We start from the raw sequence: 23,149 nt of genomic DNA on the forward strand, positions 1-23,149 counted from the left end.
AAGTTCGCAGGCAAAATATCTATTGGAAGCGGATGAACGTGGCTGTCGGCCGAAACGCTATACCGGATCGAGCGCCGCAGCGCCGCTCTGCGTCGGCTGCACGATGCGGCCAGTCGAGGCCGCCGCAATTCGCTTGGTGGTATTTCGCCTGACCGGCCGGATTGGATGCGAAAAGCGATAAATTTTCGCCCAACTCGATTTTCTTTAGCTACGATGACAGACGTCACTCGCCGCGTCCCCGAGTCGGACGCGTCTCCCCGTTCCTGTTAAGTCAGCATCAGAGCCAGGATCATGCACTCGGTTTTCAGAAACCCGATGAGAGGCATTGCGCTGAAAGTCTCATCGGTCGTGGTCTTCCTGGCCATGCAGACCTTCATCAAGCTGGCCGGCCCGGATATCCCGCCGGGCCAGGTCACCTTCTGCAGGTCCTTCTTCGCGCTCTTCCCGATCATGGCCTATCTCGCCTATATCGGCCAGCTACGCGCGGCCTTCCACACGGCCAACCCGGTCGGCCACCTGAAGCGGGGCACGATCGGCATCCTGTCGATGGCTTTTGGTTTTTACGGCCTGCTGCATCTGCCGCTGCCGGAGGCGATCGCGCTCGGCTACGCCTTGCCGCTCGTCGCCGTTGTCTTCGCCGCGGTTTTTCTCGGCGAAACCGTGCGCATCTATCGCTGGAGCGCCGTCCTCGTCGGCATTGTTGGCGTCGCCATCGTCTCCTGGCCGAAGCTGACGCTGTTGCGTGACGGCGGCATGCAAGCCGAACAGGCCCTCGGCGCGCTTTGCGTGCTGCTCTCGGCCGTTCTCGGCGGCATGGCGATGATCCAGGTGCGTCGTCTCGTCGAGGAGGAGAAGACCGCGACGATCGTGCTGTATTTTTCGCTTACCGCGTCGGTCTTCTCGCTGGCTTCCCTTCCTTTCGGCTGGCTCGTCCTGCCATGGCCGTCGGCGCTTTATCTGATCGCTGCCGGCTTTTGCGGCGGCGTCGCTCAGATTCTGCTGACGGAAAGCTACCGCCACGCGGATGTCTCCACCATCGCGCCGTTCGAATATACCTCGATCCTGCTCGGCGGTATCGTCGGCTACTTCGTCTTCGGCGACGTGCCAACTGTCGCCATGCTGATCGGTACCGTCATCGTCGTTGCCGCCGGTATCTTCATCATCTATCGCGAGCATCAGCTGGGCATCGAACAGCGCGAGGCGCGCAAGGCGACGACGCCGCAAGCCTGAGGCTCACGGCCGGCAAGATTTCAGCGCGTCGATCGACATCGCGCGAGGCTTGCTTCCGGTGAGCGAAAAGAATGGCGAATTCTTGGGATGGCGTCGACCTGCGGAATGTGGTTGTTGAACATGAGAAACTATCATTTATTCAACGCTATGCATGTCTGAATGAGCCGCTTTACGGCTTTCGATATTACTGCTCCGAACGCTGTGTGCGAGCGGAGATGGAGAAAAGCATAATGGCGTTCACGGCGGAGCAATTGGCGGGGAACTGCTCCTTTTTGATGAGCATCCGCTTTCTGGCTGGGCAGACGCGCGGCATGTTCGACGCCGGTCCACGTCTGGCGCGACTGCTCGCCTCCCATCAGCGCTGGCTCCTGACTCAGACCGCCTATGCCCTCCACCTGGAATATGATCCGCGCGACCCGACGTCGGGTTTCACCGCCGTTCGGCTGACCGGCCGCATCACCGCACACAAGGTGGCGAGCCGTAACACCGTGCTCGCCTTCATCGAAGAACTTTATACCTACCGCTTCATCACCCACACGCCTGGTGACGAGCGGCGCCGGCCACGACATTTCGAACCGGCCAATGTCAGCCACCAGGCGATGTTTGGCTGGATCCACGCCAATCTGGCCGCCCTCGACCTGCTCGACAGCGGCGAAAGGGCGGCCTTTTTCCAGGCAAATCCAGCATTGATGAAGCTCGTTCAGCCGCGCATTGCCCGCCATTGCCTGGAAGATGCCGCCTGGCGGGAGCCGCCGGAGCGGGTGGCGCAGTTTCTCTGGACGGAAGCGGGCGGCCTCGTCGTCGACAACTTCATAAGCCGGATGGATACGGAGAACACCGAGTCCGACAGGTTTCTCGTCGGCCGCGTCGAAACCCGCGCGCTCGCCGCCGATTTCATGATGTCGCGCACGCACCTGCAGCGGCTCTTGGCAAAGGCGGCGCAGCGCGGCTGCGTCGGCTGGCTCGACGAGCCGCGCAAGACGCGCCTTTGGATATCGCGGGATTTCGTCGAAGAATATTGCGCCTGGCAGGCCGTCAAGTTCGCCTATGTCGACGAGGCCTTCGAATGGGCGAAGGCCCAGATCGACGCGCCGACGGAGGGATCACAACACGATCGCTCCTGAGCCCGAGGCGGCATCGGCTGGTTTTAGCGACAGCTCGCGCTCATATTCGCGCGCGGCGCAGACCGCGGCGCGGATATGCTCGAATGTTTCGATGTTGCGCAGAAGCGATAACAGGATCGTTGACATGGTGGATGATTCTGACATGAAAATGCAGCAAATTCAGAGTGCTACAGCACGAACCGCTCGTCTGGAGAGACGCGGCCTGTAGCGATTGCGCTCAGTATTGCTGGAAGTCCGAGAAAATGGCGTTCGGGCGCGCCGTGCGGCTGTTGATGCCGGTGCCGCGGGCAATCATCTGTTCGTTCGTGGCGAAGCCGAAGCGGCTGTAGCCATGTGTGGAGCGAAGCTGGTCGCCGGCAAGGCGAAGGGTTTCAAACCCGGAATGGATAGGACGATATCTTTTGTTCATGGCCTTGGTTCCTGTGATTCCTCCCAAGACACAGGTTTATATTGCAGTGCAACATGGATTCTGCAAGGCATGCTGACGCGGTGCAGCCATGCGAAAAATGCATGGCGCGCTTCATAAATTATTCAACTTCGGCTAATTTCTGAGCAAGGAGAGGGAAATGAGTTTCGCCTGAAAAGCGAGAAGATCGTTCCAGGCCAGCCGCTTGTTGACTGGCGCGGTCAACAGATCCTGGGGATGCAGGCTGGCGATGGCCGGAATGGCACGATCCGCGATGACGATGTCCTTCCAGCGGCCCCGCAGGCCGTGAATCGTGTCGTTTTCCCCGAAGAAGAATCGCGCCGCGAAATTGCCGAGCAGCAGAATCGCCTGCGGTTCGATGAGCGCGATCTGTCGTTCGATGAAGGGCCGGCAGATGTCGATCTCGGCCGCCGATGCCGCCCGGTTGCCCGGCGGGCGCCAGGGGATGACCTGCGTCAGCAGAACGCTCGAGCGGTTCAGCCCGATCGCCGCCAGCATCTTGTCGAACAACTGGCCGGACTTACCCGAGAAGGGCAGGCCTTCGCGGTCGTCTTCGGCGCTCGGCGCCGAGCCGATCACCATGATGCCGCTTTCGGCGTCGCCGCTGGCAAAAATGGTCGAGCGGGCGCTGTGCTTGAGATTGCAACCGTTGAAGGCTTCGATCGCGGTCTTCAACTCGCTGAGCGACCGAGCAGCTTCGGCGACGAAACGCGCCTGCTGCACGGCCTCGCCGTCCGGGATCGCCGGCTGCGGCCCGGAGACCTGCGCTGGATGCGCCGCTGCAGTCGGACGAGGCGATGTCTGGCGATGCCCAGGGAGAGGACGTTCCTCAGCAATGGGCCTTTCCTGCTGCGCCTGCGCCGCCGGACGGCGCGCGGACTTCATCGCCTCGAATTCGGCGAAGCGGTCGACCGCCTCTTCTTCCAGCAGCCATTCCACGCCGGCATCCGCATGGAAATGCAGAAGCGCTGCAAGCTCGGCGGGCGAAAGGTCGTTGGCGGAGATCATGCGGCAAATCTAGCGAAGAGATCGTGGCATTGAAAGGGCGGGCGGCACATTGGCCGCGCTCGCCGACTTTATTGCACAGTCCATTGTGCGATGTCGTCGCGTTCGCCGATCAGCGCCAGTCCGTGGGCGATCGACAACAGCTCGCCGCCGCTTTCGATCCGGTCACGCTCAAACCGCTCGGTGAAGATGCGGCGCACCGCCGGCACGAAGGAGGTGCCGCCGGTCAGGAATACCTTGTCGATGTCAGCAGGCTTCGTCTCGGTCTTGACGAGCACCTCGTCGAGTGCGCCTTCGATGCGGGCGAGATCCTCGGCGATCCAGCCTTCGAAGTCGCGGCGCTTGACGCTGCGCTGTCCGCCGCGGCCAAGCGGCGCGAAGTCGAAAGGCGCCTCGTCGGCAGCCGAGAGCGCCATCTTCGTCGCCGACACCGCCTGGTAGAGTGGATAGCCTTCGTCATGGTCGATGAGGTCGATGAAAATTTCGAGCTTTTCCGGCTCCAGGCTGGTGCGCACCAGTTTCTTCAGATCCTCGAATTCGCGCGTGGTCTTGAAGATCGACAGCTGGTTCCAGCGGCCGAAGCTGGAATAGTAGTTGGACGGCACCTCGAGAATCTTGTCGAAGCTCTTGAAGTGGCTGCCCTTTCCGATCAGCGGTGCGACAATGTTGTCGATCATTCGATAATCGAAATGATCGCCGGCGACGCCGACACCGGAATGGCCGATCGGCGTTGCCGTCAGCCTTCCGGCGACGGTTTCGAAGCGGATTAGCGAATAATCGGTCGTGCCGCCGCCGAAATCGGCGACCAGCACCGTCGCATCCTGCTTCAGGTTCTGCGCGAAATAGAAGGCGGCGGCGACCGGTTCGTAGACATAGTGGATTTCGGGAAAGCCGAAACGCGACAGCGCCTCGTTGTAGCGTTCGGTCGCGAGCGCCGGATCGGGGCTGGCGCCGGCGAAATGCACCGGACGGCCGGTGACGATGCGGCTGACATCCGAGGGCCAGCTGTCGCCGGCATAGTTGCGAAGGCGCCGCACGAAGACCTCCATCAGGTCCTCGAAATTGTGCCGCTTGGCGAAGATCAGCGTGCCCTGGAACAGCGCGCTTGCCGCAAAGGTCTTGATCGACTGCAGGAACCGGCATTCGCCGGGATTGTCGATGAATTGCCGGATCGCCGCATGGCCCGCCTCCACCTTCAGCGCCGAGGCGCCGAGCTGGGCGTCCTTCATGAAGGAAAGTGCCGTCCGCATGCTGTCGGCCGTCCCGGCCGCGCTTGTGAACGTCATCGAGCCCGTTGCTCCGCCATCCGCCATGGCGAGAACCGTATTCGTCGTGCCGAAGTCGAAACCCAGCGCCTGAGCCATGCCCGCACCTCTTCATGCCGATTGTTGTTGGAGACGGAGCAGCGCTCCGCAAGGGCGTAAGGACGCCCGGATCAAGGAGGGCGGTTGATGCCACAGGGGCGTGACACATTCAAGTGGATTGAAGATCGAGGCGCTCTGCCATGTCCGCTTCTTCGCCGATCGGCGGCAGGAAGCGGACCAGCAAGGCCCGGCATCGCGAGAACGCCTTACTCGGCGGCCAGCGCCCTTGTCTCCTGCAGCACTGGTTCCTCGACCCTCTTACGACCGCCCACCAACCGGCCGAGGAAGTTTCCGAACCGGTCCATCTCGACGAAGATGACGGGGGTGATGAACAGCGTCAGCAGCTGCGATACGACGAGGCCGCCGACCACGGCGATGCCGAGCGGCTGGCGCAGCTCCGAGCTGGCGCCGGTGCCGAGCGCGATCGGCAGGGCGCCGAGCAGGGCGCAGAACGTCGTCATCATGATCGGCCGGAAGCGTCGTACGCAGGCCTCGTGGATCGCCGCCGTCGCCTTTTCCCCCGTCGTGCGCATGGTCTCAACCGCCACGTCGATCATCATGATCGCGTTTTTCTTGACAATGCCGATCAACATCAACAAGCCGATGAGGGCGATGATCGACAGGTCGAACCCCATGATGTCAAGCGCCAGCAGCGCACCGAACGCCGCCGCGGGCAGGCCGGACAGGATGGTCAGCGGATGGATGAAGCTTTCATAGAGGACGCCGAGCACGACATAGATGGTCAGCACCGCCGCCAGGATCAGGTACGGCGTATTGCCTTGCGACTGTGCGAAGATCTCGGCCGTGCCGCCATAGGAGGTGAAGACATCGGCCGGCAGGCCGATCTCCTTCTTGATCTGGTCGATCGCTGCCGTCGCGTCGCTGAGCGAAACCCCTTCCGGCAGGTTGAAGGAAACGGTGGTCGAGACGAGCTGGCCCGTCTGGTTGATCGTGACGGGGCCGGTGGTGCGCTGCACGTGCGCGAAGTTCGAAAGCGGCACCAGACTGCCATTGGACGAGGCGATGCGAATCTCCGACAGCTTCTGGTCGTCCCAGGGTTTGCTGGTGTCGTATTCGACGATGACGTCGTAGCTGTCGCCGGTCGACTGGATCTCCGCCGCTGCATATCCGCTGAAGGACTCCTGCAGCGTCGTGCGCAGCGTATCGTTGTCAATCCCATAGGCCGCCGCCCGCTCGGTATCGATGACGATATTGGCTTGCAGGGCGTTGTTCTGGGCATCCGATGTCACATCGGTAAACAGCCCGCGGTCAACACGCATCGCCGCCTGGATCTTGCCGGCCCAGAGGTTGGTCTGGTCGGCGCTCAGCGCCTGAATGACCAGCTGATATTGGCTGGCGGTCTGGCGGCCGCCGAAGCGCAGGCTCTGGTTCGGCGTCACGAAGGCCTGCAATCCGGGGATCTTGTTGATCGCAGTGCGCAGCTCACGCAATGTCTGATCAAGCGGCGGGCGCTCCTTCTTGTCCTTGAGTTCGACGAACATCGAGCCATTGTTCTGCGGTCTGTTTGGATTGCCGCCGATCGTCGACATCACGTGGTTGACCGCCGGGTTCGCCTTGACGGCGGCTGCCGCCTGCTGCTGCAGCGCCTCCATGGCGGAATAGGAAATGTCCTGCCGGGCCTGCGTGCTGATCGACAGGCGGCCGATATCCTCCTGCGGGAAGAAGCTCGTCGGCAGCGTCATGAAGAAATAGACCGTCAGCGCCACCGAGCCCAGGAACACGCCGAGGATCGTCAGACGATGGCGAAGGCACCAGCCGACTGCCCTGTCGTAGCCGTTGAGCGTCCGCTCGAAGCCGGCATCGAAGAGGCGAATGAGGAGCGGCGGCCGGCTGTGATTGTTGGAAAGACGCGAGCCGAGCATCGGCGTCACCGTCAGCGAGACGATCGCCGACGAGATGATGGCGATGGCGACCACCATGCCGAATTCGTTGAACACGCGGCCGACGACGCCGCCCATCAAGAGAATCGGGATGAAGACGGCGATCAGCGAAACCGACATGGAAATGATGGTGTAGCTGACTTCGCCCGCCCCCTTGATCGCCGCTTCGCGCACCGGCATGCCTTCTTCGACGTGACGCAGGATGTTTTCGAGCATGACGATCGCATCGTCCACCACCAGACCCACCGCGAGCGTCAGCCCCAGCAGCGAGATATTGTCGATGCTGTAGCCGAGCACATACATCATCCCGAAGGTCGAGATCAGCGACAGCGGAACGGCAAGCCCCGGAATGATCGTCGCCGTCGCATGGCCGGTGAAGAGGTAGATGACGAAAACCACGAGGCCGATGGTCAGGAACAGCGTGAACTTCACATCGGCGATGGCGGCGCGAATTGGTTTTGCAGCGTCGTTCATGACCACGGTCGTCATCGAAGACGGAATTTCGGCGTGCAGTTGCGGCAGCTTGGCGTTGATCGCATCGACGACATCGACCGTGTTGGCATCGGGCTGACGCTGAATGGCGAGGATGATGCCGCGCTGGCCATCATACCAGCTGCCGGTATACTGGTTCTCGACCCCATCCTGCACATCGGCGACGTCGCCGAGATGGATCGGCGCACCGTTCGGATTGGCAATGACGAGCGATCGGAATTGTTCGGCATTGGTGCGCTGCGTGTTCGCGGTGATGGTCATGCTCTGCGAATTATTCTGCAGCGTGCCGACAGGCTGCTGGCTGTTGGCGGCAGCAAGCGCCTTGTTGACGGTATCGATGCCGATGCCGCGGGTGAGCAGCTTGTTGGGGTCGACTTCGACGCGCACGGCGTAGGTCTGCGCCCCATAGACGCTCACCTGGGCAACGCCGGGCAGCGTCGAAAGCGATGGCGAGATGATGTCCTCGGCGATCTCATCGAGCTTGCTGCGGGGCATGGTGTTGCTCTGCACGGAAAGCAGCATCACAGGCGCATCGGCGGGGTTGGTCTTGCGATAGCTCGGTGGTGTCGTCAGGTTGTCGGGCAGCTGCCGGGTCGCGTGTGAGATCGCCGCCTGCACGTCGGCAGCGGCCGCATCGATATCGCGGTTGAGATCGAACTGCAGCACGATGCTGGTGCTGCCGAGCGAGCTCGAGGCGCTGATTTCGCTGATCCCGGGAATGGTCTCGAACTGCTTGATCAGCGGCGTGGCAACGGAGGTTGCCATCGTCTGCGGCGAGGCGCCGCTCAGCTGCGCCGACACGTTGATCGTCGGAAAATCGACCTGCGGCAGGGCTGCAACCGGCACGAGCCGGTAGCCGGCAAGACCGGCCAGAATGACGCCGATGGCAAGCAGCGTCGTCGCGACGGGGCGCTGGATACAGAAATTCGGGATCATTGCTGCGCTCCCACCGCGATCGTCTCGGACTGCTGCGGTTGCCGAGTCGCTTCGGCAGACGCGACGTCAAGCGTCTTGTCGTCGAACTGCTCGTTGATCGTCTGCTGGTCGCTGAGCTGACCCTGGCCTTCGACCACGACATGGTCGCCTGCCTGAAGCCCGGATTCGATGGCAGTGAAGCCGCCATTGGCGCGGGCGACGGTGACCGGTGTCAGATGTGATTTGCCGTCTTTGGTGACAAAGGCGAAGAACCCGTCGGGGCCGGGACTGACGGCAACCGTCGGCACCACAACCTGCTGTTCGTCGTTGTTGAAGTGCACGACGATGTTGACCGATTGGCCGGGCCAGAGCGCACCGGAGGCATTCTCGAACTGTGCCTTGGCCAAGATCGTGCCGGAGGCGGTATCGACCGTGTTGTCGTAGAAGCTGATTTCGCCCTTGCGGACTTGCCCCTTGGCGGAGGCGGGAACCGTGCTGACTTCAACCGGACCGACTGCCAGCGCCTTCTTCAGGGCGCGCAAATAGCGCTCCTGCAGGTGGAATTTCACATAGATCGGGTCGTATTTCGCGATGGTGACGATTGCCGAGCCGGCATTGAGGAAGGCGCCCTTGCTGACGGCAATATCGCCGAGCCGGCCGTCGAAGGGCGCCCGGATATCCGTATTCTCGAGGATGATTTGATCCGAGGCGAGGGTGGCCTTGTCAGCCTCGACTGTGGCCGTGGCGGTGTCGCGGGCAGCTCTTGCCTGGTCGAGGCTCTGCTGGGTGCCGGCCTTCTGGTCGAACAGGTCCTGTGCGCGAACCAGGGCCGTCTCCGCTTCCGAAAGCGTTGCCGTATCCCGGACGATCATCGCATTGTCCTTGTCGACCGCCGCCTTCGCCGTCCGGTCGTCGAGCTTGGCGATCAGATCGCCGGCTTTGACGGTGGCTCCATCCTGCGCATTGATGCTGACGATCAGGCCCTGTTCCTGTGCGGCCATGGTCGTATTGTCGTCGGCATCGGCCCAGCCGGACGCGGTGACATCCGTCGGCAGCGTCGTTTTCACCGCAGCGACTGTTTTGACGACGGTCGGACCGCCGCCGCGTCTGCGCCCGCCACCCTGGTGTTGCCCGCCATTCTCGGCCTGGTCGGTCGGCGCCTGATTGGTCTGCGTCTGATCGCCCTGTGCCTGCCTGCCGCCATTGCCGCCGGCCGGCTGCTTGATGAGCTGCGAGAGGTAGGAAACGTGCGCGGCATAGGGGACCAGATTCCCGAATTGCCAAACGCCGACCGCGGCGATTGCGACAAAACTGACGGTGATCCAAAATTTCTTCATGGGCGAGACCGGGGTTTGAGCAAGGGTGCGAATTTATGCTTGATTGAGCAGCTTATATTGCGGCGCAAAAAGGACATAATTCCCGTGTCGCGATCACTAAGTGGTTATAACGGCTTAAATTTTTGTAATGAATGTTCCGTAATATTCAAATTGTACTAATATAGTCCGGGTGCCACTTGGCGCGGCTTCGGCGGCTGCACGCCGACAGTTCCCGACGGGCCGATGCTGCTCGCCTGCACCCAAGGAACAGGGAAACAGAAAAGGCAGGTCGTCATGACAGAGTTGAACGTCAGCGAATTTCGCACCCTCATCACAAGCGTGTTTCCTGAACTGACGGGCTCCGTTTTCAAGCTCGCGGCAAAGGGCTGGGATTCGATGGCGGTCGACGTCGACGACACGCTGATTTTCAAGTTTCCCCGCCATATCGGCGCCGAAAGAGCGCTCGTGAAGGAAGCCGCCTTGCTCGATATCGTTCGACCGTCGCTGTCAATGGCGGTGCCCGACATGCGCATTCACGACGGGCCGCCGATCTTCTCCAGCCATGCCAAGCTCGAGGGGCAACATCTCATTGCCGAAGATTACGATGCGCTCGGGCAGGGCGACCGCCAGCGCCTGGCGGAGGATCTCTCGCGTTTCTACGCCGAACTGCACGCGCTCGATGCCGATCGCGTGCGGGCGGCCGGCGCCGGAGCGATCCAGCCATGGCAATCGCCAGAGGCGGTTCGAACGAAGGCTTTGCCGGTGCTGCCGGCTGATATCAAAGGCTTTGCCGAGACCGTTGTTTCGGATTTCGAAGCCTTGCCGCCGGATCCCTACGGCAACATCTACGGTTTCTTCGACGGTCACGGCTGGAATATGGCCTTCGACTATCGGCAGGGTAGGCTCAACGGCATTTACGATTTCGCCGATTCAGGTTTTGGTCCATTGCACCAGGAGTTCATCTATTCAAACTTCATCTCGCCCGATCTGACCGCGCGCATCGTCTCGGCCTATGAATTCCTGACCGGACGCAGGCTCGACCGACGGCGTATTGCGATCCTGACCGGCTTCCATCGGCTTTCCGAACTCGCCGAACTCGCCGACGATCCGGCCAATGTCGAACAGATGATCCGGAGCGCGGCGACCTGGGCCGCCGCGGCGGCCCGTGCGGCCTGAGCGGCTCTAGACGGACCGTGCCGCGCCGCCGTCGCAGCGGATCAGCGAGCCGGTAATGTAGCTTGCGGGCTGGCTGCACAGGAAGGCGGCCGTTGCGGCAAATTCCTCGACCCTGCCATAGCGGCCGACGGGAATGCGCGCCTCCTTGTCGGCGCGAATTTCCTCGAGGCTTTTGCCCGTCCGCTTTGCCGCGGCGCCGTCAAGATCGTCGAGCCGCCTCGTCAAGATGCTGCCCGGCAGAAGCAGGTTGGTGGTGATGCCGAAGCTCGCCACTTCGGAGGCAAGCGTCTTGCTCCAGCCGGCAAGCGCCGGGCGCAGCGTGTTCGACAGGGCCAGGTTGGGGATCGGTTCGATCACGCCTGATGAGGCGACCGTCAGGATGCGGCCCCAGCCTTGCGCCTTCATATCAGGCAGCAGCGCGTTGGTGAGCGTGATCACCCGCGCGACCATGGAGAGGAAATAGGTTTCGAGCTTTTCGGCCGTCATCTCTTCGGTCGTGCCGGGCGTTGGTCCGCCGGTATTGTTGACGAGGATGTCGAGGCCGCCGAATTTCTCCTTCACCGCCGTCGTTGCCGTCTCGACAAAGCGCTCGTCGCCAAGATCAGCCCAGATCCAGTCGGCCCGGCCATTGCCTTCGTTGTTGATCGCCGCGCAATTGGCCTCCAGCTGTTCGCCACTGCGCCCGCACAACAGCACGTTTGCGCCTTCGCGCGCGAGTGCCGCGGCGATGCCGAGGCCAAGCCCGCGCGAGGAGGCGAGAACGAGCGCCCGTTTTCCCTTGATACCGAGATCCATGATCTTCTCCGATGTCTTCGAGGGATGTATAAGGCGCGGGCGACGAAAAAGGAAAGGGAGGGTTGGGTCTCGCTGGTTTCGCAATTGACGTTAACGTAAGCGTTATTGTAACTCTCGTATCGGCAGAAATGTCTTTGTGCGAATTGAGGATTGGCTGTCGCATCCCGGCTCGACAATGCGTCGCGGTTTTGACAAGACAGTGGCCATGGGATGATGGCCACTGGCCGAGCGGAGACGAATGAATGACCGAGACGACTGAGCTGCCCGAACGCGAGAGCATGGAATTCGACGTTGTGATCGTCGGCGCCGGTCCTGCCGGTCTGGCGGCGGCGATCCGGCTGAAGCAGGTCGATCCGGAACTGTCGGTCGTGGTCTTGGAAAAGGGCGCGGAGGTCGGCGCCCATATCCTGTCCGGCGCCGTCGTCGATCCCGTCGGCATCGACCGGCTGCTGCCCGGCTGGCGCGAGGAAGCCGATCATCCCTTCAAGACCGAGGTGACCGCAGATCACTTCCTGGTGCTCGGCCCGGCCGGCTCGATCCGTCTGCCGAATGTGTTGATGCCGCCCTTGATGAACAATCACGGCAACTACATCGTGTCGCTCGGCAACGTCTGTCGCTGGCTGGCCGGCAAGGCGGAGGAGCTCGGCGTCGAGATCTATCCGGGCTTTGCCGCAACCGAAGTGCTCTATGACGACAAGGGTGGGGTTATCGGCGTCGCCACCGGCGACATGGGCATCGAGAAGAACGGCGAGCCCGGCCCGAACTACACCCGCGGCATGGAGCTGCGCGGCAAATATACGCTGATCGGTGAAGGCGTGCGCGGTTCGCTCGCCAAGCAGCTGATCGCCAGGTTCGATCTGCAGAAGGATCGCGAGCCGCAGAAATTCGGCATCGGCATCAAGGAGCTCTGGCAGGTGAAGCCCGAGAATCACAGGCGGGGCCTGGTGCAGCACTCCTTCGGCTGGCCGCTCGGCATGAAGACCGGCGGCGGTTCCTTCCTCTACCACCTCGAAGACAATCTGGTGGCGGTCGGCTTCGTCGTCCACCTCAATTACAAAAACCCCTATCTCTATCCCTTCGAGGAGTTCCAGCGCTTCAAGACGCATCCGGCGATCCGGGGAACCTTCGAGGGCGGCAAGCGGCTGTCCTATGGGGCGCGTGCGATCACCGAGGGCGGTTATCAGTCGGTGCCGAAGCTTTCCTTCCCCGGCGGCGCGCTGATCGGCTGTTCGGCCGGCCTCGTCAACGTGCCGCGCATCAAGGGCAGCCATAATGCGGTGCTGTCGGGCATGCTGGCGGCCGAGAGGGTGGCGGCGGCGATCGCATCCGGCCGCAGCCACGACGAGGTTGTCGAGATCGAGAATGAATGGCGCAAAGGCGACATCGGCAAGGATCTGAAGCGGGTGCGCAACGTCAAGCCGCTGTGGTCGAAGTTCGGCACCGCGATTGGCGTGGCACTTGGCGGCCTCGACATGTGGACCAACACGCTGTTCGGATTTTCCTTCTTCGGTACGCTTGGTCACGGCAAGACCGATGCGCAGTCGCTGGAGCCGGCCGCCAATCACCAGCCGATCGCCTATCCCAAGCCGGATGGCGTCCTGACCTTCGACCGCCTGTCGTCGGTGTTCCTGTCGAACACCAATCACGAGGAAGACCAGCCGGTGCATCTGCAGGTCAAGGACATGGGGCTGCAGAAGAGCTCCGAACTCGGCGTCTATGCCGGCCCGTCGACCCGCTACTGTCCGGCCGGCGTTTACGAATGGGTGGAGAAGGATGGCGACAAGACCTTCGTCATCAACGCCCAGAACTGCGTGCACTGCAAGACCTGCGACATCAAGGACCCCAACCAGAACATCAACTGGGTGCCGCCGCAGGGCGGCGAGGGGCCAGTCTATCCGAATATGTGAGGTGGAGCGCCGGACATCGGCGGTTGTTTCGACCGCTGACGTCTTCGTGATCGCCTTTCGGCGGCTGCTGTTAGCCGTTCGTTAACCATAAATTCCTTAGCTTGCGACATCTTGTTGACGCGCTAAGGACACATTCATGACGATCTCCCGCCGGGGTTTTCTGATCGCTTTGCCGCTCTTCGTCGCCGGCTGCTCCTCGACCGGCTTGAACAGCCAGACGAATTATGCCGCGCTTCCGGATGAAAAGTTTCCGCTGAGGCAGGTGCCGATCGACAAGATCAAGCCGGAACTTCGCCGCCAGGAAGTGGCCTATGAAAGCGCGCATGCGCCGGGCACGATCGTCATCGACACGCCGGCGCGTCGCGCCTACTACGTCCTCGGTGACAACAGGGCGATGCGATATGGCGTCGGTGTCGGCCGCGAGGGACTGGCATTTGCCGGCAACGCCTATATCGGGCGCAAGGCCGAGTGGCCGAGCTGGACGCCGACGGAAAACATGCAGCGCCGCGAGGAACGCTATCGCAGGCTTGCGGGCGGCATGCCGGGCGGCCCGAACAACCCGCTCGGCGCGCGGGCGATGTATCTCTATCGCGGCGGCAACGACACGCATTTCCGCATTCACGGCACCAATCAGCCGGAATCGATCGGTCTCGCCATGTGGAGCGGCTGTATCCGCATGATGAACCACGATGTGATCGACCTCTATAGCCGCGTCGAGGTCGGCGCCAGGGTCGTCGTCATCCAGGCCTGAACGACCGAGAACACACTGAAAAGCCGCCGCAGCAATGGCTGTCGGCGGCTTCGTATTGCCGGTCGCGGCTGACGGTCAGCGTCGCGCGGCAATCCCCGTCGAAAGTGCGACGCCGATGCCGGTGATCACGGCGGCGCTGATTTCGGCAACGCCGATTGCTTCGCCAAGCAGGAGGCCGCCGCCGAGCGTGGCAAGAACGGGCGTCAGCGCCGTGAAGGCGGCGGCCTGTGTTCCGCCGAGGGTACGAACGGCCGTGCCATAGGCGACCATGGCGACGAGGCCCGACAGAATGCCCTGGCTCAAGACCTGCAGGCCGATTTCCGGAAGCGGGGCCTGCGGCAGCGAGATACCGAAGACGAGTGCGAGCACGGCCATGATCAGGAAGGACCAGACGGCAATCAGTGCGCTCGCCTGAATGGCCGTCAGACCCGAGCGGCGGAAGGCATGGGTGTAGCTTGCCCAGAGCACGGCGCCGGCCGGCAGCATGACAAAGCTTGTCCAGGGCAGGGAGGCATCGGCAAGGCTGCGGGCAAGCAGGATCAGGACCCCGCCGACTATGGCGGCCAGCCCGGCGAGGCGCGTGACATCCGGCCGTTCCCGAAACAGCACAATGCCGATCAGTGCGGTGGCAAGCGGCATCGAGCCGCCGAGCAGGATGCCGGAGGAGGCCGCCGGTGTGGAGTGAATGGCAAGCGTCGTCACCAGAAAGAAGACCGCGCCGCAGCCGGCGACCATGACCGCCAGCAGATAGAGCGGCACGCCCTTCGGCAGCAGACCGATGCGAAGCCAGACGGGCGAAAGCGCAAGCGCCGGAATGCCGTAGCGGATGAGGCCGATATCGATCGAGCCGAGCGACGTCGCGGCGCTGTGGCGGGTCGCCAGAAACCAGGTCGCCCAGATCAAGACGGTGATGCTGCCGGCGGCATAACCGAGCGTCTGCGAAGGTGACTTGTCGTTTGAAAATGCGATCGTGCTCATCGTTCCAATCCTTTCCTCCATCCGGATCTTGTCCGGTTGAGGAAGAGATTAGCGCCGGAGGCCGGGGCATGTCCTTGCTATCTGTGGCTTGAAAATCGTGGTATACGCAATCTTCTGCCAAATTATGCCTATGGATATCGCGAAAATGCCAAATCTCGATAAATTCGATATTGCCATCCTGAAATGCCTGCAGGAGGATGCCCGCGCCACCAATGTCGAGATCGCCGAGAAGGTGAATCTCTCACCGTCACCCTGCCTGCGCCGCATTCGTAATCTCGAACGCTCCGGTATCATCCGCGGCTACACCGCCGATATCGACCGCAAGGAGGTCGGTCTCGGCCTGACGGTCTTCGTCGAGTTCAAGGTGGTGCATCACAGCCGCGAAAATTCCGAGGCGCAGCAGAAGGCGCTGCTCGCCATCCCCGAGATCGTCTCGTGTTTCCTGATTTCGGGTACCGCCGACTTTCTGGCAGAAGTGGTGGTGGAGGATCTCGCTGCCTATGAACGACTTCTGACGGACACGCTGTTGACCTTGCCGAATGTCAGCGACATCCGCTCGAACTTCGCCATCCGCAGCATCAAGACGCATGGGCCGCTGAAGCTGCCAGAGGTGAGATAATTTCCCTCGGTTTGCTGGCAGTTTGTTGACGAACAATACTTTTTTCTCTGCTCGGACCTCGAGCCCGCCCCCTCATCCGCCTGCCGGCACCTTCTCCCCCGCACGCGGGGAGAAGGGGATAGGTCGCGACCTCTCAGCCTCCATAGGCCTCTCGCAAGGCACGTCCCCTCTCCGCGTCAGAACGGGGAGGGCTAGGATGAGGGGCTTTTTGCTCTACAGCAGCGTCCCACTGAGGATAAGCAACGCCACCGAGAAGTAGATGACAAGTCCGGTGACGTCGACCAGCGTGGCGACGAAGGGGGCCGAGGCGCTGGCCGGATCGAGCCGCAACTTCTGCAGCATGAAGGGCAGCATCGAGCCGCAGATCGAGCCGAAGGTGACGATTCCGATCAGGGCGGCAAACACCGTGATGGCGACCATCTGCCAATGCGGGCCGTAATCATAGAGCCCGGCTGACTGCCAGAAAACGATGCGGATGAAGCCGACGAGGCCGAGGATCGCGCCGAGCACGATGCCGGTCGGCAATTCGCGGAACAGCACCTTCCACCAGTCCGAAAGCTTCAGCTCGCCGAGTGCAAGGGCGCGGATGATCAGCGAGGTCGCCTGCGAACCGGAATTGCCGCCGGAGCTCATGATCAGTGGGATGAACAGGGTCAGCACGACGGCCTTTTCCAGCTCGCCTTCGAAGTGCTGCATGGCGCTCGCCGTCAGCATCTCGCCGAGGAAGAGGGCGGCGAGCCAGCCTGCGCGCTTGCGGATCATGCCGGCAAAGCCGATCTTCATGTAGGGCTGGCCGAGCGCCTCCATGCCGCCGAACCTCTGGGCCGCTTCCGTGGTGTCCGATATCATCGTGTCGATCACGTCGTCGACGGTGACTATGCCGAGCACCTGCCCATGTTCGTCGATGACAGGCAAGGCGAGCAGGTCGTGCTTGCGGATCAGCCGGGCGACGTCCTCCTGCTTCATCAGCGGATCGGCCGAAACTGGAGCGCCTTTTTGAGCGACAGTGAGGATGGAGGCATCCGGCTCGCCGGTGATCAGGCGACGCAGCGTCACCACGTGCATCAGCGCATGGCTGACCTCGTCGAGCACGTAGATGGCGTAGACGGTTTCGCGCGAACGTTCGACCTGGCGCACATGATCGAGCGTCTGGGCAACGGTCCAGCTATCCGGCACGCTGACGAATTCCGTCGTCATGATGCTGCCGGCCGTGCGCGGCGGATAGCCCATCAGATGCTGGATAGAGACGCGCACCGGCTCGTCGAGGCTGGAGAACAGCCGGGCGCGGGTCTCGCCGTCGAGTTCGAGCAGCACGTCGGCGACGCGGTCGTTGGACATGCCATGCAGCAGCCGTGCGGCGTCCTCGGCGCTGATCAGCGCCAGGATCTGTGCGGCGTTGCGAAGCTCCGGCCGGTCGAGGATGTTGACGGCATAGTCGAGCGGCATGCCGGACAGCACCCGTCCGGCGTCCTGGATGCTAAGCGCGTTCAACGCGTCGACGCGTTCGGCGATCGTGGCGCCGCGGCTATTGTTGATGAAGGCACGGGCGGCATGGCCTGCCCGAAGAGGGAAGCGATTGATATTCATGAGGCTCGCCTTTCCGTCGATCCGCCGTAGCGTCCGATCGGGCGAGCCGACAGGAGTCGGTCAGCGCACGAGGGCGGCCGCGTACGGCAAAGGCAATCGACTGCTACTGTCGCTTGGCATCGCTAAGATGACTCCGTTGAAATCCGTGGCTGACAGGTGCCGTCCACGTGCATGCTACGTGGTGCCGAACGCGGAAAAAGTCAAGCCGGCTAAATGCTTAACGCCAGAATGTCGCACCTGCACGCGTTGCAGCGAAGATCGGTCACGCCGCCTGCGTGCTGCGGGTGCGGCTCTCCAGGCGGGCTGAGGCTGCGAAGACGAAGAGGCCGAGGAAGGAGAGTGCCGCGCCGACATAGCCGGTGGCCGCAAAGCCGTAACCCGAGGCGATGACGAGGCCGCCGAGCCAGGCGCCGATCGCATTGGCGATGTTGAAGGCGGAATGGTTGGAAGCTGCGGCCAGCGTCTGCGCATCGGCGGCGACATCCATCAGCCGCGTCTGCAGCGCCGGGCCGGCGGCAAAACCGCAGCCGACGAGGAAGACCGAAAGGCCGAGCATATAGGGGGAGGCGGCGGTCAGCGAGAAGGTGGTCAGCACGACGATATTATAGACGAGCGAGCCGCCGATCGTTCCGAGCAGCGACTTGTCGGCGAGCCACGAGCCGATGAAATTGCCGGCATTCATGCCGACGCCGAAGAGCACCAGCATGATCGGAACGGCCGTTTCCGGCAACATCGCCACTTCGGTCGTCGTCGAGGCGATATAGCTGAACATGGCGAACATACCGCCATAGCCGACGGCAGCAATCCCGAGCGTCAGCCAGACCTGCGGTCGGCGGAAGGCGCCGAGTTCGCGTGCGAAACTCGCTTCTTCGGAAACCCGGTCCTTGGGTACGTAGAACCAGATCAGCGTCACCGTCAGCAGGCCGAGCACGCCGACGGAGAAAAACGCTACCTGCCAGTCGAGCGACTGTCCGAAAAATGTCGTCAAGGGCGTGCCGAGAAGTGTCGCAACCGTCAGGCCGAGCATGACGCGGCCGACCGCTCGGGCGCGCCGATGCACCGGCACCATCGAGGCGGCGACAAGCGCCGCCACGCCGAAATAGGCGCCATGCGGCAGGCCGCTGACGAAGCGCAGCAGGGTGAAAGTCTCGAAGGTCGGCGCCATGGCGCTTGATATATTGCCGGCGGCAAAAATCAGCATCAGTGTCAGCAGCAGCGTGCGGCGTGCCATTTTCGCCGCGAGCACGGCGATGACGGGCGCGCCGACGACGACACCGAGCGCATAGGCGCTGATGACGTAGCCGGCCTGCGGCGTCGTCACCGAGAAGGTGGCGGCGACATTGGGCAAGAGCCCCATGATCGCGAATTCGCCGGTGCCGATGCCGAAGCCGCCGCAGGCGAGCGCCAGTTGCACCAGCGCCACGGTCGTTGCCGACGGCAGCGCTTCATCCTGGCTGTCGATGGAATCATTGACGGTAATCTCACTCACGAGAGTTCCTCGATGCGGTTTTGGCTTGGCGATGGCCGCTGGCGCAAGCGCGGCTGCGGGCCGATCATTCGAATGGCGGGAGGCGGAGATACGTATCTCCGATATTCCTCATCTATCCCGAACGCATCGGCTGGCGTCGAGTGCGTTTTCTGCAGTGCAGCGTCCTGCTATGTGCATATGTCAGTTGCAATATTTGCATTTCAGCTGCTTCTTAGGAAAAGCGGCCGCGCTTGAAATCGCCGATACCGCAACCATCTCAGGAGCAAAGGCAGTATTGTTTCCGCGCCAGGGACGGGAGCCCTTATGAAGTTTGTAGGCTTTTTCAATCGCGACGGTGGCACCTTCCGGACCACCGACATGCTGGCCTACGAAAAGAGGGCGGAAGAAGCATTCCGCGACGCCGGGCACGATTTCGACGCCATCGTCTTCTCCGGAAAGGAGATCATTCCCGCCATGGAGCGGGCGGCCAAGCGCGACGATATCGACGGGATCGTGGCCGGCGGCGGCGATGGAACGATTTCGGCGGCGGCATCGATCGCCTGGAAAAACGGCGTCGCGCTCGGCGTCGTACCCGCCGGCACGATGAACCTCTTTGCCCGCTCGCTGCGCGTGCCGCTCGATATCTGGCAGGCGCTCGATGTGCTTGCCTCCGGCGAGATCGATAATGTCGATATTGCCAGCGCCAACGGCCGGCCCTTCATTCACCAGTTTTCCGCCGGTCTGCATGCTCGGATGGTTCGCTACCGCAACGCCTACAGCTATCGCTCCCGATTGGGCAAAATACGGGCGAGCACGAAAGCGGCCTTGGGCGTCATCTTCAATCCGCCGGAATTCGAGGTCGAGTTCCAGGCGGCCGGCATGCGCGAACGCCGCAGGGTGTCGGCGATTTCGGTCTCCAACAATCCCTTCGGCGAGAATCCGCTGCTCTACGCCGACAATCTGAGAAGCGGCGAACTCGGCTTTTATACTGCAAATCCGCTAAAACCCCTCGGTGTCGCCCGCCTTGCCGTCGACATGCTGCGCGGCAAGGTCCGCGAGAACGCCGATGTCATGGTGATGCACCCGGCCGAGGTGCAGCTGCATTTCCCGAAGTTGCGCTCCAAGGCCAATTGCGTCATGGACGGCGAGCTGCTGCCGCTCGAACGCGACGTCTCGATCCGGCTGCATCCGGGCGAGTTGAAGGTTCTTGTCAAACAGGGTCTCGCCGCGCAGGTGAATGCCGATGAACGCCGCGAGCCCGCCGCGTAAACCGGCCGCTGAAAATTTCAGAGCCGCGGCAAATAGGTGCGATAGTCGAAATCCGAGACGGTGCGCAGATGCGCAAGCGCTTCCTTGCGCTTTGTGTCGCCATAGAGCGCCTGATAACGCGCGCCGAAAATATCGGTGATGAGCGGCGAGGTGCGGAAAGCCTCGACGGCGCTGAGGAAATCATGCGTCAGCCGTGTGGTATTCGCAGGCGTATGCGAGGGCGTCGTCTCCTCGCCGGGGTCGAGTTCGTGTTCGAGACCGGTGAGCATGCCGCCGAGGATTGCCGCGAGCAGCAGATAGGGATTGGCATCGGCGCCGGCGACACGATGCTCGATACGGGCGGCCGGCCCGTCCTTGTCGGGTATGCGGATCGCCGTGCCGCGATGGCCGCTGCCCCAGGTGAGATCGACGGGTGCGAACGAGCCCGGCTGGAAGCGGCGGTAGGAATTGGCGAAGGGGGCGAAGATCAGCTGCGCTTCGCGCATGCTGTTGAGCAGCGCGGCAGCAACCGATTTGAGCCGCTTCGGCTCGCCGCCCTTGGCATCGAGGATATTGCGGCCTTGCCGGTCGATGACGCTTGCATGCACATGCAGGCCGGAGCCGGCATGGTCGGAATAGGGCTTGGCCATGCAGGTCGATTTCAGCCCGTGCCGGCGCGCCGCCTGTTCGGCGATGCGCTTAAGGTAGAGGCAGTCGTCGGCGGCCGCCAGCGCATCGGGGCGGTGCAGCAGGTTGATCTCGAACTGGCCGGGACCGAACTCCGCCGTCGTCGCTTCCGCCGGCAGCCCCTGCGCCTTCGCATAGGCCCTCAGCGTCCCGAGATAGTCGTCGAGTGCGTCGACGGCGCTCATGTCGTAAAGCTGGAAACCGTTCGGCTCACCGCGATAGGTGAGGCCTTCGGGCGGGGAGGGGCGACCGGTCTCACGCCAGTCTCCCGACATCACGTAGAATTCCAGCTCGGTCGCCACCACAGGCGTCAATCCCCGCGCCGCATAGCGCTCCAATACAGAAGCGAGGATGGCACGCGGGTCCATGAAGCTGGGGCTGCCGTCGAATTCATGCATGCTGGCGAGCACTTGCATCGAGCCCTCGGGTGCCCAGGGCATCGGCGCCAGGCTGCGCCGGTCGGGGATTACCTTGCCATCGGGATCGCCGATCGTCAGCGACAGGCCGGTGATATCGTCATTGTCGTCGCCCCAGATGTCGAGCGATTGCGTCGAGGTCGGCAGGCGGATCTCTCCGGCCCAGACCTTGTCTTCTGCGCCCGGCGGCAGCTGTTTGCCGCGCAGATCGCCATTCATACCGACGATCAGGATTTCGAAACGCGGGTCGCCACCCCAAGCCTTGCCGTCCATCCTGTCGCTCGCCATGGCCTTGAAAATCCTCTGGGACAAGGCCAAGCTCCTATCTCATCGACAACAGCCTTTCAATCCGCGAGGGTCTTTCACCAGCCATGCCCGATACTTACCCACCCTCGAACCTTGCGGCGATCGACGCCGCGCACCACCTGCATCCCTTCGCCGACATGAAGAAGCTGAATGCCGAAGGCGCGCGCATCATCCAGCGCGGCGAGGGCTGCCACATCTTCGACGATCGCGGCAGGAAATATCTAGATGGCTTCGCCGGCCTCTGGTGCGTCAATATCGGCTATGGCCGCCGGGAGATCACCGAGGCCGTCGCAAGGCAGATGAACGAGTTGCCCTATTACAACACCTTCTTCGGCACGAGCTCGACGCCGGCGACGCTGCTGGCTGAGAAGGTTACGTCCCATGCCGGCGAACGGTTCAACCATATCTTCTTCACCGGCTCCGGTTCGGAAGCGAACGACACCTGGTTTCGCATGGCCCGGGTCTATTGGAGCGCCGTCGGCAAGCCGTCGAAGAAGATCGTGATCGCGAGGAAGAACGGCTATCACGGTTCGACCGTTGCCGGTGCCAGCCTCGGCGGCATGAAATACATGCACGAGCAGGGCGACCTGCCGATCCCGGGTATTGTCCATATCGGTCAGCCCTATTGGTACGGCGAGGGCGGCGATCTCTCGCCCGCCGAATTCGGCCTCAAAGTCGCGCGCGAGCTGGAAGCGAAGATCGACGAGCTCGGCGAGGAGAATGTCGCCGCCTTCGTCGCCGAGCCGGTGCAAGGGGCTGCCGGCGTCATCATCCCACCTGAGACCTATTGGCCGGAGATCGACCGCATCTGCAAGGCGCGCAATATCCTGTTGGTGACCGACGAGGTGATCTGCGGTTTCGGTCGATTGGGCGCCTGGTTCGGCCACCAGCATTTCGACGTCGAGCCGGATCTCGCACCGATCGCCAAGGGGCTTTCCTCCGGCTATCTGCCGATCGGCGGCGTGCTCGTCAGCGACCGCATCGCCGACGTGCTGATCAATGAGGTCGGCGACTTCAATCACGGCTTCACCTATTCCGGCCATCCGGTCTGCGCCGCCGCCGCACTCGAAAATCTGCGCATCATCGAGGAGGAAAGACTGGTCGAGCGGGTGCGCGACGATATCGGTCCCTATTTCGGCAAGGCCTGGGCGGCGCTCGCCGAACACGATCTTGTCGGCGAGGCAGCCGGCATTGGCCTCATGGGCGGCCTGCAGCTCACTGCCGACAAGAGCACGCGCACTCGCTTCGACAAGCCCGATCAGATCGGCGCGTTGGTGCGCAACCATGCACTGGCGAACGGCCTCGTGCTGCGCGCCACCGGCGACCGCATGCTGGCCTCGCCGCCCCTTGTCATCACCCACGCGGAGGTAGACGAGATGGCAAGGATTACCAGGCTGGCGTTGGACGCGGCCTGGAAGGAGCTGAAGTCGTGACTTC

General features: G+C 62.5%; 19 protein-coding genes. 8 read left to right on the top strand and 11 right to left on the bottom strand.

Annotated elements, in window-relative coordinates; genetic code table 11:
- Positions 1–291: 291 nt before the first annotated feature.
- Both HJB91_RS27620 and HJB91_RS27625 read left to right on the top strand, forming a co-directional pair.
- Complete coding sequence (locus HJB91_RS27620) at positions 292–1,230, top strand: DMT family transporter (RefSeq protein ID WP_221156487.1); 939 nt, start codon at positions 292–294, stop codon at positions 1,228–1,230.
- 230 nt (positions 1,231–1,460) lie between these two features.
- Positions 1,461–2,354 carry a hypothetical protein gene (locus HJB91_RS27625; protein WP_210628563.1) on the top strand — a complete coding sequence of 298 codons (894 nt, stop codon included), beginning with the start codon at positions 1,461–1,463 and terminating at the stop codon, positions 2,352–2,354.
- On the opposite strand, the gene HJB91_RS27630 is transcribed toward HJB91_RS27625, so the two are convergent.
- The 6 genes from HJB91_RS27630 to HJB91_RS27655 all read right to left on the bottom strand — a co-directional run bounded on the left by HJB91_RS27630 (position 2,334) and on the right by HJB91_RS27655 (position 9,795).
- A complete protein-coding gene (locus tag HJB91_RS27630; protein ID WP_210628562.1) occupies positions 2,334–2,480 on the bottom strand; it encodes a hypothetical protein in 147 nt (48 codons plus the stop codon). The two genes, HJB91_RS27625 and HJB91_RS27630, sit on opposite strands and share 21 nt — an antisense overlap.
- Positions 2,481–2,571: 91 nt before the next feature.
- Positions 2,572–2,763 carry a hypothetical protein gene (locus tag HJB91_RS27635; RefSeq protein WP_168294200.1) on the bottom strand — a complete coding sequence of 64 codons (192 nt, stop codon included), beginning with the start codon at positions 2,761–2,763 and terminating at the stop codon, positions 2,572–2,574.
- 132 nt (positions 2,764–2,895) lie between these two features.
- A complete protein-coding gene (locus tag HJB91_RS27640; protein WP_210628561.1) occupies positions 2,896–3,789 on the bottom strand; it encodes a uracil-DNA glycosylase family protein in 894 nt (297 codons plus the stop codon).
- Between the two features lie 68 nt (positions 3,790–3,857).
- Complete coding sequence (locus tag HJB91_RS27645) at positions 3,858–5,150, bottom strand: Hsp70 family protein (RefSeq protein ID WP_210628560.1); 1,293 nt, start codon at positions 5,148–5,150, stop codon at positions 3,858–3,860.
- 206 nt (positions 5,151–5,356) lie between these two features.
- The gene (locus HJB91_RS27650; protein WP_221156489.1) at positions 5,357–8,479 is read right to left on the bottom strand and encodes an efflux RND transporter permease subunit; all 3,123 of its coding nucleotides are present in this window, start codon (positions 8,477–8,479) and stop codon (positions 5,357–5,359) included.
- Complete coding sequence (locus HJB91_RS27655; protein ID WP_221156491.1) at positions 8,476–9,795, bottom strand: efflux RND transporter periplasmic adaptor subunit; 1,320 nt, start codon at positions 9,793–9,795, stop codon at positions 8,476–8,478. The genes HJB91_RS27650 and HJB91_RS27655 overlap by 4 nt, the downstream gene beginning before the upstream one ends.
- Positions 9,796–10,068: 273 nt before the next feature.
- Between HJB91_RS27655 and HJB91_RS27660 the strand changes: the two genes are divergently transcribed.
- A complete protein-coding gene (locus HJB91_RS27660; RefSeq protein ID WP_210628557.1) occupies positions 10,069–10,950 on the top strand; it encodes a phosphotransferase family protein in 882 nt (293 codons plus the stop codon).
- 6 nt (positions 10,951–10,956) lie between these two features.
- Here the strand turns inward: HJB91_RS27660 and HJB91_RS27665 are convergent, their stop codons facing one another.
- Entirely contained in the window at positions 10,957–11,745 is a 789-nt protein-coding gene (locus HJB91_RS27665) for an SDR family oxidoreductase (RefSeq protein WP_210628556.1), read from the bottom strand.
- Between the two features lie 242 nt (positions 11,746–11,987).
- Here HJB91_RS27665 and HJB91_RS27670 point away from each other — a divergent pair, with 242 nt between their 5' ends.
- The gene (locus tag HJB91_RS27670; RefSeq protein ID WP_221147746.1) at positions 11,988–13,652 is read left to right on the top strand and encodes an electron transfer flavoprotein-ubiquinone oxidoreductase; all 1,665 of its coding nucleotides are present in this window, start codon (positions 11,988–11,990) and stop codon (positions 13,650–13,652) included.
- A 136-nt stretch (positions 13,653–13,788) separates the two neighbouring features.
- Positions 13,789–14,403 (top strand): L,D-transpeptidase, encoded by a 615-nt coding sequence (locus tag HJB91_RS27675; RefSeq protein ID WP_221156493.1) that lies wholly within the window; start codon positions 13,789–13,791, stop codon positions 14,401–14,403.
- Positions 14,404–14,478: 75 nt separating this feature from the next.
- Here the strand turns inward: HJB91_RS27675 and HJB91_RS27680 are convergent, their stop codons facing one another.
- On the bottom strand, positions 14,479–15,381 hold the full coding sequence (locus tag HJB91_RS27680; RefSeq protein ID WP_210628553.1) for a DMT family transporter: 903 nt from the start codon (positions 15,379–15,381) through the stop codon (positions 14,479–14,481).
- Between the two features lie 145 nt (positions 15,382–15,526).
- Here HJB91_RS27680 and HJB91_RS27685 point away from each other — a divergent pair, with 145 nt between their 5' ends.
- Positions 15,527–16,000 carry an Lrp/AsnC family transcriptional regulator gene (locus HJB91_RS27685; RefSeq protein ID WP_210628552.1) on the top strand — a complete coding sequence of 158 codons (474 nt, stop codon included), beginning with the start codon at positions 15,527–15,529 and terminating at the stop codon, positions 15,998–16,000.
- 213 nt (positions 16,001–16,213) lie between these two features.
- Here HJB91_RS27685 and mgtE read toward each other — a convergent pair whose 3' ends face one another.
- Both mgtE and HJB91_RS27695 read right to left on the bottom strand, forming a co-directional pair.
- Complete coding sequence (mgtE, locus tag HJB91_RS27690) at positions 16,214–17,587, bottom strand: magnesium transporter (protein WP_210628551.1); 1,374 nt, start codon at positions 17,585–17,587, stop codon at positions 16,214–16,216.
- Positions 17,588–17,849: 262 nt separating this feature from the next.
- Positions 17,850–19,076 (bottom strand): MFS transporter, encoded by a 1,227-nt coding sequence (locus tag HJB91_RS27695; protein ID WP_221156495.1) that lies wholly within the window; start codon positions 19,074–19,076, stop codon positions 17,850–17,852.
- A 303-nt stretch (positions 19,077–19,379) separates the two neighbouring features.
- Here HJB91_RS27695 and HJB91_RS27700 point away from each other — a divergent pair, with 303 nt between their 5' ends.
- Positions 19,380–20,324, top strand: a complete 945-nt coding sequence (locus HJB91_RS27700) for a diacylglycerol kinase family protein (protein WP_210628549.1) — start codon at positions 19,380–19,382, stop codon at positions 20,322–20,324.
- 17 nt (positions 20,325–20,341) lie between these two features.
- On the opposite strand, the gene HJB91_RS27705 is transcribed toward HJB91_RS27700, so the two are convergent.
- Positions 20,342–21,694: a glutamine synthetase family protein gene (locus tag HJB91_RS27705; RefSeq protein WP_221156514.1), complete on the bottom strand. Its 1,353-nt coding sequence runs from the start codon at positions 21,692–21,694 to the stop codon at positions 20,342–20,344.
- Between the two features lie 83 nt (positions 21,695–21,777).
- Here HJB91_RS27705 and HJB91_RS27710 point away from each other — a divergent pair, with 83 nt between their 5' ends.
- Positions 21,778–23,145, top strand: coding sequence for an aspartate aminotransferase family protein (locus HJB91_RS27710; RefSeq protein ID WP_221156497.1), 1,368 nt, complete (start codon positions 21,778–21,780; stop codon positions 23,143–23,145).
- Positions 23,146–23,149: the final 4 nt, after the last annotated feature.

The sequence above is a fragment of the Rhizobium sp. NLR10b genome (assembly GCF_019685435.1).
Lineage (GTDB): Bacteria > Pseudomonadota > Alphaproteobacteria > Rhizobiales > Rhizobiaceae > Rhizobium.

What these genes read in the sequence shown, in the direction of transcription:
- HJB91_RS27640 (WP_210628561.1), bottom strand. Translation starts at nt 3,789, where the DNA reads ATGATCTCCGCCAACGACCTTTCGCCCGCCGAGCTTGCAGCGCTTCTG.
- mgtE (WP_210628551.1), bottom strand. Translation starts at nt 17,587, where the DNA reads ATGAATATCAATCGCTTCCCTCTTCGGGCAGGCCATGCCGCCCGTGCC.
- HJB91_RS27685 (WP_210628552.1), top strand. Translation starts at nt 15,527, where the DNA reads ATGCCAAATCTCGATAAATTCGATATTGCCATCCTGAAATGCCTGCAG.
- HJB91_RS27660 (WP_210628557.1), top strand. Translation starts at nt 10,069, where the DNA reads ATGACAGAGTTGAACGTCAGCGAATTTCGCACCCTCATCACAAGCGTG.
- HJB91_RS27620 (WP_221156487.1), top strand. Translation starts at nt 292, where the DNA reads ATGCACTCGGTTTTCAGAAACCCGATGAGAGGCATTGCGCTGAAAGTC.
- HJB91_RS27680 (WP_210628553.1), bottom strand. Translation starts at nt 15,381, where the DNA reads ATGAGCACGATCGCATTTTCAAACGACAAGTCACCTTCGCAGACGCTC.
- HJB91_RS27645 (WP_210628560.1), bottom strand. Translation starts at nt 5,150, where the DNA reads ATGGCTCAGGCGCTGGGTTTCGACTTCGGCACGACGAATACGGTTCTC.
- HJB91_RS27625 (WP_210628563.1), top strand. Translation starts at nt 1,461, where the DNA reads ATGGCGTTCACGGCGGAGCAATTGGCGGGGAACTGCTCCTTTTTGATG.
- HJB91_RS27670 (WP_221147746.1), top strand. Translation starts at nt 11,988, where the DNA reads ATGACCGAGACGACTGAGCTGCCCGAACGCGAGAGCATGGAATTCGAC.
- HJB91_RS27710 (WP_221156497.1), top strand. Translation starts at nt 21,778, where the DNA reads ATGCCCGATACTTACCCACCCTCGAACCTTGCGGCGATCGACGCCGCG.
- HJB91_RS27665 (WP_210628556.1), bottom strand. Translation starts at nt 11,745, where the DNA reads ATGGATCTCGGTATCAAGGGAAAACGGGCGCTCGTTCTCGCCTCCTCG.
- HJB91_RS27630 (WP_210628562.1), bottom strand. Translation starts at nt 2,480, where the DNA reads ATGTCAACGATCCTGTTATCGCTTCTGCGCAACATCGAAACATTCGAG.
- HJB91_RS27705 (WP_221156514.1), bottom strand. Translation starts at nt 21,694, where the DNA reads ATGGCGAGCGACAGGATGGACGGCAAGGCTTGGGGTGGCGACCCGCGT.
- HJB91_RS27655 (WP_221156491.1), bottom strand. Translation starts at nt 9,795, where the DNA reads ATGAAGAAATTTTGGATCACCGTCAGTTTTGTCGCAATCGCCGCGGTC.
- HJB91_RS27700 (WP_210628549.1), top strand. Translation starts at nt 19,380, where the DNA reads ATGAAGTTTGTAGGCTTTTTCAATCGCGACGGTGGCACCTTCCGGACC.
- HJB91_RS27650 (WP_221156489.1), bottom strand. Translation starts at nt 8,479, where the DNA reads ATGATCCCGAATTTCTGTATCCAGCGCCCCGTCGCGACGACGCTGCTT.
- HJB91_RS27635 (WP_168294200.1), bottom strand. Translation starts at nt 2,763, where the DNA reads ATGAACAAAAGATATCGTCCTATCCATTCCGGGTTTGAAACCCTTCGC.
- HJB91_RS27675 (WP_221156493.1), top strand. Translation starts at nt 13,789, where the DNA reads ATGACGATCTCCCGCCGGGGTTTTCTGATCGCTTTGCCGCTCTTCGTC.